This window comes from Pseudoalteromonas sp. SG45-1 (assembly GCF_014164135.1).
Taxonomy (GTDB): Bacteria; Pseudomonadota; Gammaproteobacteria; order Enterobacterales; family Alteromonadaceae; genus Pseudoalteromonas; species Pseudoalteromonas distincta.
Genome location: NZ_JACJEP010000022.1, coordinates 26412 through 39173, shown reverse-complemented (window position 1 = coordinate 39173; position 12762 = coordinate 26412). Strand labels below are relative to the sequence as shown.

At 37.4% G+C, this 12762-nt stretch carries 8 protein-coding genes and 6 tRNA genes; 9 read left to right on the top strand and 5 right to left on the bottom strand.

The annotated features are described in order from the left end of the window. Nucleotides 1-84: 84 nt before the first annotated feature. Complete coding sequence (gene arcB, locus H5117_RS16120; RefSeq protein WP_039486381.1) at nucleotides 85-2403, top strand: aerobic respiration two-component sensor histidine kinase ArcB; 2319 nt, start codon at nucleotides 85-87, stop codon at nucleotides 2401-2403. 16 nt (nucleotides 2404-2419) lie between these two features. On the opposite strand, the gene arcA is transcribed toward arcB, so the two are convergent. From arcA to trmB, 4 genes are all read right to left on the bottom strand, one after another. After that, a complete protein-coding gene (gene arcA / locus H5117_RS16115) occupies nucleotides 2420-3136 on the bottom strand; it encodes a two-component system response regulator ArcA (RefSeq protein WP_002962549.1) in 717 nt (238 codons plus the stop codon). 499 nt (nucleotides 3137-3635) lie between these two features. Further along, nucleotides 3636-5240, bottom strand: coding sequence for a sensor histidine kinase (locus tag H5117_RS16110; protein ID WP_182671521.1), 1605 nt, complete (start codon nucleotides 5238-5240; stop codon nucleotides 3636-3638). A gap of 151 nt (nucleotides 5241-5391) precedes the next feature. Then, the gene (gene rsmC / locus H5117_RS16105) at nucleotides 5392-6417 is read right to left on the bottom strand and encodes a 16S rRNA (guanine(1207)-N(2))-methyltransferase RsmC (RefSeq protein ID WP_024605357.1); all 1026 of its coding nucleotides are present in this window, start codon (nucleotides 6415-6417) and stop codon (nucleotides 5392-5394) included. Nucleotides 6418-6479: 62 nt separating this feature from the next. After that, nucleotides 6480-7205: a tRNA (guanosine(46)-N7)-methyltransferase TrmB gene (trmB, locus tag H5117_RS16100; protein ID WP_007582957.1), complete on the bottom strand. Its 726-nt coding sequence runs from the start codon at nucleotides 7203-7205 to the stop codon at nucleotides 6480-6482. 161 nt (nucleotides 7206-7366) lie between these two features. On the opposite strand from trmB, the gene mutY reads away from it, so the two are divergent. Next, on the top strand, nucleotides 7367-8428 hold the full coding sequence (gene mutY, locus H5117_RS16095; protein ID WP_182738652.1) for an A/G-specific adenine glycosylase: 1062 nt from the start codon (nucleotides 7367-7369) through the stop codon (nucleotides 8426-8428). Between the two features lie 35 nt (nucleotides 8429-8463). Next, a complete protein-coding gene (locus H5117_RS16090; protein ID WP_002962543.1) occupies nucleotides 8464-8736 on the top strand; it encodes an oxidative damage protection protein in 273 nt (90 codons plus the stop codon). Nucleotides 8737-8784: 48 nt separating this feature from the next. Here H5117_RS16090 and H5117_RS16085 read toward each other — a convergent pair whose 3' ends face one another. Then, entirely contained in the window at nucleotides 8785-11562 is a 2778-nt protein-coding gene (locus H5117_RS16085) for a hybrid sensor histidine kinase/response regulator (RefSeq protein ID WP_182738651.1), read from the bottom strand. 331 nt (nucleotides 11563-11893) lie between these two features. On the opposite strand from H5117_RS16085, the gene H5117_RS16080 reads away from it, so the two are divergent. The 6 genes from H5117_RS16080 (at nucleotide 11894) to H5117_RS16055 (ending at nucleotide 12762) form a co-directional block, all read left to right on the top strand. Continuing rightward, a tRNA-Phe gene (locus tag H5117_RS16080) sits at nucleotides 11894-11969 on the top strand. A 71-nt stretch (nucleotides 11970-12040) separates the two neighbouring features. Beyond that, nucleotides 12041-12116: transfer RNA gene (locus H5117_RS16075), tRNA-Thr, on the top strand. A gap of 51 nt (nucleotides 12117-12167) precedes the next feature. Next, nucleotides 12168-12243 (top strand) — tRNA-Phe (locus tag H5117_RS16070). Nucleotides 12244-12300: 57 nt separating this feature from the next. Further along, a tRNA-Thr gene (locus tag H5117_RS16065) sits at nucleotides 12301-12376 on the top strand. Between the two features lie 132 nt (nucleotides 12377-12508). After that, nucleotides 12509-12584: transfer RNA gene (locus H5117_RS16060), tRNA-Phe, on the top strand. Nucleotides 12585-12686: 102 nt separating this feature from the next. Continuing rightward, nucleotides 12687-12762, top strand: a tRNA-Thr gene (locus H5117_RS16055).

The window sequence follows — 12762 nt, the reverse complement described above, 5'->3', positions numbered from 1 at the left end:
TGCTAAAATCTGGGAAAATGGTATGTTTATACATACGCATTGCCTTCTTTATATTAAGTACACAGCTAAGAGATAAAATTACGTATGACCGATTATTCTTTGAGCCCTTGGGCTCGGGTACTTTCCAGCTCAATAACGCGATTTGGTGAATTTAAAACCGCTGCTATTTGTTACACTTTATTTTTAACTGTATCTCTTATTTTATCGAGCATGTTTTATTATGTGGCGATAGGCGAATTACACCTGGTTGATATTTTAGCCGTGGTATTTTTTACGGCTGTAGTGTCTCCTTTAATTATAAGTGTGTTGCTTAATTCAATTCGACAACTAGATGCCTCATATGCTTATTTAGACAGCGCCACCAAGCAAGAAAAGCTTTTAAATCAAACCCTAAAAGATAACATTAACCGTCTAAACATCGAAATTGATGAGCGTAAAATGGCATTTCATGCCAAGCACCGCGCTATCGAAGAACTACGACGAGAAATTGCTGAGCGTAAAAAAACACAACAAGAACTTGCTCAACAAAGCATGCTGCAGCGCTCAATAGTTGATTCATCTCCTGATTTATTTTATTACCGCGATAACAATGGCGTGTTTGCTGGTTGTAATAAAATGTTTGAAGAAGTAATGGGCAAATCAAGTAGCGAACTAATTGGCAAAACGGTTGAGCAGATATTTCCTAGCCACTTTTTATCTGAAGTTTTGAAAACCGATAAAGAAGTAGAGCAAAGCCATAAAGCACTAACCATTGATGTGGGTTATGAGGTAAATGGCGAAACGCGTTGGTTTGAGCTGCGTAAATTACCTTTTATAAATGATGAAGGTGATTACATTGGTCTACTGGGCTTTGGTCGTGATATCACAAGTCGTAAGGAGGCCGCTCAAGCGCTCGAAACGGCCTATAAAGACAAAGGTAAGTTTATTGCCACATTAAGCCATGAACTACGTACACCGCTCAATGGTATTGTTGGTTTAACACGAATGCTGCTTGATACTGACTTAAACAAACAGCAGCGTAGTTGGGGTAATACTATATTTTCGAGTGCTGAAACGCTCGGCAATATTTTTAACGATATTATTGATTTAGACAAAATAGATAGAGATCAGCTCGATATAGTGACCAACTCTATTAACGTATCAGACTTTATAAATGACGTTGTTAACTTTGCGGGCTTAATCGCGGAGCAAAAAGAGCTAGAGTTTGATATTAAGCGCAATGGGGTGCTGGATATTTACGCACAGCTCGACCCAACTCGCTTACGCCAAGTTGTTTGGAACTTAATTAATAATGCCGTTAAGTTTACACAGCAAGGAAAGGTAACACTTGAATGTAGCCGAGAAAACAGAGTTGAAGGCCCATGGTTAGTTATGAAAGTATCGGATACCGGCCAAGGTATTCCGCCAGAGCAGCTTGCTCATATATTTGATATGTATTACAAAGCGCCAGATTTAAAAGGGACTAACGCAATAGGTTCCGGTATTGGTTTGGCTGTAACTAAGGCACTTGTAAGTGCGATGAAAGGGATAATTACAGTAAATAGTACTGAGGGCGAAGGAAGTTGCTTTACAGTTCAAATACCGCTTAGTCTATGTGTAGCACCAACAGAGCAAAGTTATGTTGGTCGTGGTTTGTATATTTTACTAGTAGAAGATGTACCTCTTAACGCCGAAATTGCTACAAACTTATTAGAGCAACGCGGGCATGAAGTGTTGTGGGCTGAAACCGGTGAAGATGCACTCTCGTTTGTCGAAACCGAAGATGACTTAGATTTAGTATTACTTGATATGCAATTGCCTGATATAAATGGTGACGTAGTTGCCAAGCAAATACGCTCAGATAGTCATTTTGATAAACTACCTATTGTGGCACTTACGGCCAATGTTCGTAGTGCTGAAGAAGAGCTTGAAGGTATATCAATACAAGGGGCGCTTGCTAAACCAATTAACACAGTGAAGCTTGATAAAATGCTGGCTGATTTATTTGGAATTAAGCAAAGTGAATGCACAGAGCCACTGTTAAAAGTAAGTGAAGAAGCCCTTAAAGGCATTGATGCACACTTATTAGATATAGAAACAATAGAAGACTTTGTCAATTCAATGGGCTTAGTTGTGTTTAGACGCAGTAGTCAGCTATTCGAAAAACTAAGTCCACAATATCAGCAAGAGTTACTTACTTCATTAAATACTGGTGATAGAGAAGAATATGAATCAGTAGCGCATAAACTCAAAGGGGCGGCTGGCTCAGTAGGTCTTAATGATGTGCAGCTTCATGCCAAAATAATGGAACATGGTGCTATTGATGAATCTGATGAGGTGTTAAAGCAGTGGTTAGATATTCTGGCAGATAAAATAAATGAAGGACAGAAAGCCCTTCATTTATTTTTACAGCAATTAGAGTGAAACTAATTAGCTCTAATTAAGCGTCAATTTTACCAATGAAACGGTAACCTTCACCATGGATGGTGCTGATTAACTCAGACGTTGAGTTATCACTTTCAAAATGCTTACGAATGCGACGAATAGTAACGTCAACAGTACGGTCATTTGCGCGAAGCTCACGGCCTGTCATATGCTTAATTAATTGCTCACGGCTAAAAATGCGACCTGGAGAATCAAGCATTAAACGAAGTGCTCTGTACTCACCTTTAGGTAAACGTTTAGCGTCGCCATTTGGAGAAGTAAGACAACGGCTGTTTTCATCAAGTTCCCAACCATTAAACGTAATAACACCATTTGTTTCTAGTGCTGACTCTTCACCACCTAAGGCAGTACGAGTAATAAGGTTGCGAGCTCTGATCGTTAATTCACGCGGGTTGAATGGTTTAGTAACGTAGTCATCTGCGCCAATTTCAAGACCTAAAATACGGTCAACATCGTTGTCACGACCTGTTAGGAATATAAGACCTACTTTACGCTTTTGGCGTAATTCACGGGCTAAAATAAGACCGTTTTTACCAGGAAGGTTGATATCCATAACTACAAGATTAACGTCATCGTTATTTGTAAGCTTGTCATGCATATCATCGCCATCAATGGCTTCAATAACTTTGTACCCTTCAGCTTCAAATAAACTAACTAGGTTCAGTCGAGTTACGTCTTCATCTTCTACGATTAGAATGACTGGCGTTTGCATTATTAATTAACCTTTTGGAATATATTATTTATAAAAAATCGGTGACTAATTTATAACCGATTACTAGAGATTATAGGATTATACCCATTTGTTAACAAGGAAAAAACAAATTGGATAAAAATAAAACAGTAGGGTGTCCAAAGTCTACTAAAAAAGGGCAGTGCAAAAACTACTGTTTAATTGATATATACATGGATGTAGCTATTTGAATCATAAAGTCGAAGCCATTTTCCTTTGATAATTGACATATCATTCAATTAAACAAGGTACTTAAAATAATCAGACTAATTCAAAGCAAAACTATATCACTTTTTAACCTTTTAACCTTTCATCAATGTATGTGATACAGCAAAGATAAAAAAGTTCATAAATCGCTTGGTAATATTTATTTAAAGCAATTAAATAATGTTACGCACTTATCACATGCCTCATTAATGAGGTCATTAAATGCTAATTCAAGGATAAATTTTAAATATATGCACTTTTTAATGATCTTTATTTAAGGAATAGTAATTATAAAGCGAGCACCGCGTTTTTCTTCAAGATCAAACATCACTCTTCCGCCAAGTGCTTGTGTTACTAGGTTATAAACTAAGTGCATGCCTAAGCCACTTGCGCCTTGCCCGCGCTTTGAAGTTACGAATGGGTCAAAAATTCTATTTTTAATGTTTTTGTCAACGCCCTGACCATTGTCAGAATAAACGATTGTTAATTTTTTCCCGACGAGTTCTACGTCAAAGCGAATTTCATTGTTTTCTTTACCTATAAATCCATGAATTACAGAGTTCATAAGTAACTGCTGAAAAACTTGTTGTAGAGGTTCAGACTTACTATGAATAGCCAAGTCGGTCGGACAGTTGATAGTTACAACAGGCTTTTTGGGCAATAATTCAGATTGAATCGATGTTAAAACATCACTTATTAATTTGTGCACATTAATATAGGTATTTACACCGTCATCTTGAATAACCGCTACTTTTTTAAAGTTAGATATAAGGTCAGCTGCACGATTTAAGTTGCGGTAAATTAAATCTAAGTTTTCAATACCTTCATCTATAAAGCGTTTTAGATGGCTTGAGGTAAGTTTTTTGTCATCAAAGCTTTGCTGTATGTCTGCTAGTTTATCTCTAAGTAACGTAGAACCGGTAATACCTAGCCCTATTGGTGTGTTAACTTCATGGGCAACACCTGCAACCATTTGCCCTAAAGATGCCATTTTTTCGTTTTCAACAATTTGTGTTTGGTATTGATGCATCCGCTCAAGAGTTGATAAAAGCTCTTGATTTGCCTCTCTAAGGGCGATTGTTCGTTGGTTTACTTTTTCTTCAAGGCTTAGGTTTAGTTGTTTGATTTCTTGCTTATCTTTTTCGTGGCGTTCAAGTTGTTTTTTTGTACGCGTAAGCATGATATTTAAACTATTTGAAAGAGCACTTATTTCTTTTACATCAGTTACTGGTGCGCGTGCATCGTAGTTATGATTTTTAGACACATCCTGCAATAACATGCTTAATTGCTCTATTGGCTTAGCTATACGTCGTTGAACTTTAATAGCAATAAAGTAAACAACCGCCAGAATTAATAATGTTAATAACACGTCTATTAATATTTTTCTCTCAATATAAACCTCTAAACTCTCGAGGCTTCCTCGCATATACACATAACCTACTACTTGTTCGTTATCGTAAATAGGGCGGGTTAGCTCAATATGGTCACTGGTAATTCGTGGTGTTTTTAGCTCTTCTACACTGTCTATTCTCAGTGGCACAGGAGGTGTTTTTTTAGCATTAAAGCTAATAAAGAAAACAGGCTTTTGGGATGCTTTTTCTATTGAGTAAATATGTATGTTTTTTACAAGAGGGATCTTTTCAAATGACTTGAGGCGTTTTTCTTCTGTTTTACGATCATCTTCAATTACCGATTGCCCAGCATCAAAAGCTACAATTTCAGAAAGAATAACAAGCTTATTAACTATTAATTGCTTTTGTTCTTTCACGCTTAAATACGTAGAGATAGAAATAGATAACGATAAGCAAATAGCTGTAATAAGCATGATCAAATTAATGAGTGCTTTTCGAATGCTACTTTGATGAACTTTTTTAGGCATTATTTCATTATCGCCTGAGTTAATTTTAATTATTTAGAGTTTTAGTTTAGCAAAGACGTGGAAAAATGAAGGAAAAAAACTAAATTAATTCTTATATTTATTCGAAAGTTAGCTTGAGCACGTTTGTGCTCAATCATTTTACAAATTTAAATTAGCTGCTATATACAGCAAATTTATTGTTCTTAAATACAGTTTGATAGCTTTCAAACTGAGTTTCTAAAATAGGCGGGTACTTTAAAAAGCTGTTAGCAACAATATTTAGCTTCCCTAATTTAGTTAAATGCTGTTTTGCATTAGCTAAAAATGTTTCTGCTACTGTGTAGTCGGTTGCAATACCAGTATGAAAAGGTGGATTGCTAATAATTAAATCAAACTTGCCATTAATGCTTTTAAGGCCGTCACTTAATATAGCCTCACCATTGATGTTGTTAAGCTTTAGGGTTTGCTGTGTTGCATAAGTTGCCAGCGCACTTACATCACTACACACAAACTCAAGTGCTGGATTATGAAGCCCTAAAAAAGTTGCTATTAAACCAGCGCCACAACCAAAGTCGAGAACTTTGCCTTGCTTAATTGTCGGTGCGTTTTCCAGTAGAACTTTCGTTCCTATATCTAAACTACCGTGATTAAACACTCCAGGAACACTAATAGCTGTAAATTCAGTGTCGGCAACATTAACAACAAACTTTTTATGGTAAGTCGTAATATCAAAGTGAGGGTGCTTAGAAATTTCAGCAAATGAGTAAAGAACGCAGTGCTTAGCTGAATCAATCTTGTTACTAAACTCAGCCTTACCAGCTAATTGCTTTTCAATTGACTTAACACCACTTTTGTTTTCACCTACTACTAATAGTTCGGCATCATCAGTAATAGCAGATCGAATATTATCAAGTGCCATTAATAACTCAGGTTTTGATTTAGGATAGTAAAGAATAACTAAATCGTAGTCGTTACCAGGTATTGTGTGGCTTACATGAACATCAACATCTTTGGTGTTTTTAGCAAACTCTCCGTTAGCATGGTTGTAGCTAAACGCAGTTACTTTGCTTTGCGGATTAAGTCTTTTAAGCTCTGTTAAAAAGCCATCTTGAACAAAGTTGACCACCAAGATAGATTTTCCCGTTAGTGCCTCGCTATTACGAAGTAACAGTAAACTTGGGTTGGTTAGTACGCTCATAAATGGCTTTGCCTTACAGTATATTTAGTTTTATAAAAGTAAAAGTGAGTAATTAAATTTAATTATTCTGTGCGCTCAAACATTAAATCCCACACGCCATGACCTAGGCGATGTCCGCGCTGCTCAAACTTAGTAAGCGGGCGTAAATCTGGACGTGGAACATAATCATTTGTTTCTGATTGGTTTTTAAAACCAGGAGCTACATTCATTACTTCGAGCATGTGCTCTGCGTAGTTTTCCCAGTCTGTTGCCATATGAAAAACGCCACCCATTTTAAGTTGGGCTCTTAGCTTTTCAACAAACTCAGTTTGTACAATACGGCGTTTGTGATGACGCTTTTTATGCCAAGGGTCAGGGAAAAATAGTTGTAGTGTTGTTAAGCTTTCATTAGGTATGCAATCTGCAAGTACTTCAACTGCATCGTGTTCAAAAATACGTAAGTTGGTAATGCCTGCTTCATCGGCATCCATTAAACAAGCACCAACGCCTGGGCGGTGTACTTCAATGCCGATAAAGTTTAGGTGAGGGGCATTTGTTGCCATTTCGACAAGCGACTTACCCATACCAAAACCAATTTCTACTACTACATCGTTGTTGTTGCCAAAAACTTCGCTTAAATCAAGCATACCGTTTTTATGCTCTAGGCCCATTGTTGGCCAGCATTTTTCGATTGCAGCGGCTTGGCCTTTGGTTAATCGACCTTCGCGTTTTACAAAACTGCGAATGGTGCGGATGTATTTACCTTCTTGCTTAGCTTGCTCAAGGTTAGTGTTGCTTGATTCACTCATATTATTGGCCTGACAAAAACAATGTGTTTAAAAATGGTTGCATATTATCCCTGACCGAGGCCGCAATCACAAGTATTAGCTGGTTTTACACCCCGTATAGCTTGATCTTTTTGTTAACTGCAATAGACTGAGCCGCCATTGGGCATCAGTAAAAGTTAAAAATGTTGGATTTAAATAAAGAACAGTCACACTGGTTTTTTAATCAAGTTGTTGATTGGTATCACCTTCATGGGCGTAAAACACTCCCGTGGCAGCTAGGTAAAACACCTTATAAAGTTTGGGTGTCTGAAGTGATGCTGCAGCAAACCCAAGTTATTACTGTTATTCCATACTTTGAAAAGTTTATGCAAAGCTTTCCAGATATTATCGCTTTAGCTGATGCGGATGAAGACTTAGTTTTGCATCACTGGACTGGCTTAGGGTATTACGCTCGTGCGCGTAACTTACACAAAACAGCTAAAATAGTGCGTGACAAATACCAAGGTGAGTTTCCGAAAACACTCGATGAAGTAATGGATTTACCTGGAATAGGGCGCTCTACTGCAGGGGCTGTTTTATCATTGTCGCTTGGGCAGCATCACCCTATTTTAGATGGGAACGTGAAGCGAGTTTTAGCGCGCTATTTTATGATTGAGGGCTGGTACGGCGTTAAAAAGGTCGAAAACCAGCTTTGGCATTTATCAGAGCAGTTAACGCCTAAAGATAATGTTACTGAGTTTAATCAAGCTATGATGGATTTAGGGTCTAGCGTTTGCTCACGCAGCCGGTTTGATTGTGAGGCTTGCCCATTAAACTCAGGCTGTGGTGCTTTTAATGCAGGTAAAGTAAAAGAGTTTCCACATTCAAAACCAAAAAAAGCAGTTCCTAAAAAGAGTTGTCATCAGTTAATTATTCAGTGTGGTGATAAAGTGCTTATGGAAAAACGTCCTAACAGCGGTATTTGGGGCGGATTGTTTGGCTTTTTTGAATTTAATGAGTACGAAGAGCTTCAAATATTTTTAGCTCAGCAAGGCCTAGAGGCTAGTTTAGTAGAGCTTGAAGCGTTTATTCATGTGTTTTCACATTTTGAATTGAGGATTAACTCGCATGTGCTTAATGTTAAGAAAACTCCTGATGTGGTAAACGATAAGCAATTAATCTGGTATCCGCTTGATCAATCAATAGAGGTTGGCCTAGCAGCGCCAACTAAAAAGTTGGTTAAACAAATTACAGCAATAGTATAGAATAGCCCCATATTTAGCGTTAGAGAGAATCAATCATGGCACGTACAGTATTTTGTCAAAAGTTACAAAAAGAAGCCGAAGGGCTTGGCTTTCAGTTATACCCTGGTGAAATTGGTGAAAAGATTTTTAATAACATCTCTAAAGAAGCGTGGGCTCAGTGGCAACATAAACAAACAATGCTTATTAACGAAAAGCATTTAAATATGATGGACCCAGAACACCGCACATTTTTAGAAGAGCAAATGGTTGGCTTTTTGTTTGAAAATAAAGATGTAGAAATTGAAGGTTATCGACCGCCTGAAAAGTAATGTTTTAAACATAAAAAAAGGGCTATTAAGCCCTTTTTTTATGTTTATTTATTCATTTAACTCATCTTCTTGCTCAGATGTTTTAATTTGTTCCTTTAAAAATTGAGCAGCTTTAGAGTATTCAATTTCCAGCTTATCTCTTAACTCTATTAATTCATCGGTTGTGAGTTCACCTTCTTTACATTTATCTTCAAATGCACTTGAAAGTTCTGCCACCGTTTGGGCACCAATTGTCTTGGAGATCGATTTTAATTGATGACACCCCTCAATAATCTCATTTAAATCGTTAACCATAACGCCGGAATTAATACTCTTAATTAAGCCTTGGCTTTGTTCTAAATACATTTTGAAAAAACGAATTTGCTTAGCGTCATCACCGTTTACATATTTGGCAACAGCTTCCATATCAATAGGTAGTGCCATAGTTTGATGAATAACTACATTTGGGTTTTGGCTTTGTTTATCGCTCCAACGTTTTAGAGTTTCTTCTAACGCGTTTAGCTCTATAGGTTTGGTAATGAAGTCGTTAATACCTACTGCTAAACAGCGCTCTTTTTCGCCTTTAAGTGCGTTTGCTGTTACTGCAATAATGTAAGGCTGTGCATCAATCGATTCTAATAACTCTGCTTCATTACGGATTTTTTCGACCATATCGTAACCCGACATTTTAGGCATGTGTAAGTCGGTTAAAATAAGTGAGTAATCACCTTTTCTCCACATATCTAGACCTTCTTCACCGTTGTTAGCTATTTCAACGCCAAAGCCCAGTATATGTAGTTGATCGGTGAGGACTTGTTGGTTTAGAAGGTTATCTTCAACAAGTAGAACCAATTTGTTTGAATTACGTGCCTGCTCAACATTTAAATAGTTATTAAGTGTTTTGGTTTTTTTAATTTGCTTAGGTGTATGTAACCCTGCAGCCACCAATATAGAAAGCATAAAGTTAGATTTACATAGAGGAGAGGCATTAATATAAAAAATGTTTTTATGATTTATAGCTGCTTCATCAAGCTTACTTAGTACAACAACTTGTTGGTTATAATCCTCTAATGAATAAAATAAACGTCTTAGCAGCGCATTAGTTTTATCCATATTGTCTATGCCATCAGCTACCCAAATAATATCTTGTGAATGCTGGTGCTCTTCAATTTCTTCTTCTGTGTGTGCATAAATTATTTTAGCGCCCATGAACGATAAATAACGGTACATTGTTTTTTCACGTTCTAGGTGATTACTAACTACAACAATTTGCTTACCATTTAATGCACCTTTATGTGCGTACTTAATTTTACCCGATGTGCTAAACGGCAGCTCTACTGTAAACTCACTGCCAATTCCGGTATGACTAGTTACATGAATAGTACCTAGCATAAGCTCAGTTAAGCTTTTACAAATAGAAAGACCTAAACCGGTGCCACCATATTCTCGGGTAATTGAGTTTTCGGCCTGAATAAATGGATTAAATATTTCGCGAAGTTGCGTCTGCGACATGCCTTTACCGTTATCAGTTACGCAAAAGCGTAAGGTAAAGTGATCAGTCGTATTATGAACCACCTCTACTGATATTTTTACATGGCCTTGGGTTTTTTCATCAGTGCTAGTGAATTTAATTGCGTTGCTACATAGGTTATAAAGCACCTGACGTACACGCACACTATCACCGGTAAGGTTGACTGGAATATCTGGTGCTATTGCTAGTTCTAAATCAAGCTCACGTTTTTTAGCAACTGATGAGAGCACTCGAGCAACTTCTTCAATGGTATCGGTTACCGAAAATGGGATCGGGTCAATATTTAGCTTTCCAGCCTCAATTTTTGAAAAATCTAAGATATCATCCAAAATGCTCAATAACGAAAATGCTGATTCACGAATAATTGTACTTAAACGATGTTGAGCGCCATCAAGTTCGGTCTGGCGCAGTAAATCAATAGTGCCTATAACACCATTCATCGGTGTTCTTATTTCGTGGCTCATTGTGGCTAAAAAGGTCGTTTTGGTTTCGCTTGCTCGCTCTGCTTTTAATGTGGCTTGCTCAAGCGCTATAGTACGATTTTGCACTTCGGCTTCTAGGCCATTTTGTAATTTATAAAGCTCTTTTTGTGCGGCGTCATTCTCACTCATCGCAGTCTGTACTTTTTGTAGCAGTAAGTTAATGTTTTTTGCCACTACACCTAAACCAATATCAAGCTGCTCATCAACACTACTATTGTAATTAGCATTTTCGGTGATTGCCTGCAGCTCTTGTGTAAGAGTGTCAGTACTTTTTCGTAAGCGACTATTAATGTACATATTAAACATTAAAGTAAATATAAATAATGCAGCTACGCTTGCTATCGCAATAATGTAGGCAATAACTTGAGAGTTTTGAGCGCTTAAAGGAGCGGTTGGTAGGTTTTGCTTAATAATAAGCTCGCCAATAGGTTGATCGTTTAACAGCAGTAAGTGATGTAGGATGCCTTCTTCTACTAGATGCTTTTCAGTTTTAATTGAAGCGATAGCAGGTTTACTGCTGCTATATACCAACTGAGTATCTGATGTAGCATTGAAGCGATATAGAGTATATTCAAAGTCATCATCTAATAACGACGTTAAATCAAGTAACTGCCTTACTTTACCTTGACCATACATAGTTAATGCATCAACCATAGGTAAGTCTAATCTATCGGCAAGCGTTACAATATTAACAGATGATGCAGGTTGGGCTGTCTTAACTTCAGTTTGTGAATAAAATGAGTGGGCAATAATAGCAAGCGCTGTTACTGCAATATTTATGATTAAAAAAAGAGGTAATAAGCCTTTGACTGGCGATGAAAATTTACTCTGCATTGATTGTTTCCAATTGATGTGATTTTACTACGATAAGTCCCTATCGTACGTATCTAAGCTAATCGTAACATTTACAAAAAATAATTCACTACGGTTTTAGTCTGATTTATTTATATTTATAGTTCGATTTGTGGTAAAAATGAACGTTATTAATAAAAAATACACTGAGTTGTCTGAAAACCGTTCAAACAGTTATAAAGAATAAAAAAAAAGTTGACTTGTAAGGGCAAAACTCGTTTAATACGCCGCACGCCCAGATAGCTCAGTCGGTAGAGATGAGTGGGAATTGCATTAAAAATACTTTAAGATTTTTAATTAGCACTGTTTAAGTGCCTCGATAGCTCAGTTGGTAGAGCAGAGGATTGAAAATCCTCGTGTCCCTGGTTCGATTCCGGGTCGAGGCACCATTTATTAAAGTAGTGGTGTTTAATCAACAGTTTAAACATTATTACGCGTGCCTTAGCACACAGTTTTGTGTGCCGACTTAGCTCAGCTGGTAGAGCAACTGACTTGTAATCAGTAGGTCAACCGTTCGACTCGGTTAGTCGGCACCATTTATATAAAGTTAATTGTAAAGTATAACAATTAATTAGCACAGTTTATGTGCCTCGATAGCTCAGTCGGTAGAGCAGAGGATTGAAAATCCTCGTGTCCGTGGTTCGATTCCGCGTCGAGGCACCATTTACTTTAAGTTCTCAATCTTTAAAATTGAACGTGCCTTAGCACACAGTTTTGTGTGCCGACTTAGCTCAGCTGGTAGAGCAACTGACTTGTAATCAGTAGGTCAACCGTTCGACTCGGTTAGTCGGCACCATTTATTTAAAGTAGTTTGAAAAGAAAAACTGTAATCAGTAGTCTGTTCAAATTACCCGTCGACTCGGTTAGTCGGCACCATTTATTAAGTTAAAGGTTAATTTCGTTAATCTGTAACTAGCACAGTTTATGTGCCTCGATAGCTCAGTCGGTAGAGCAGAGGATTGAAAATCCTCGTGTCCGTGGTTCGATTCCGCGTCGAGGCACCATTTATTGAAAAGCCTTGCTTATGCAAGGTTTTTTTATTTTAAGTGCTTTATAAAAGTTCTCAATCTTTAAAATTGAACGTGCCTTAGCACACAGTTTTGTGTGCCGACTTAGCTCAGCTGGTAGAGCAACTGACTTGTAATCAGTAGGTCAACCGTTCGACTCGGTTAGTCGGCACCA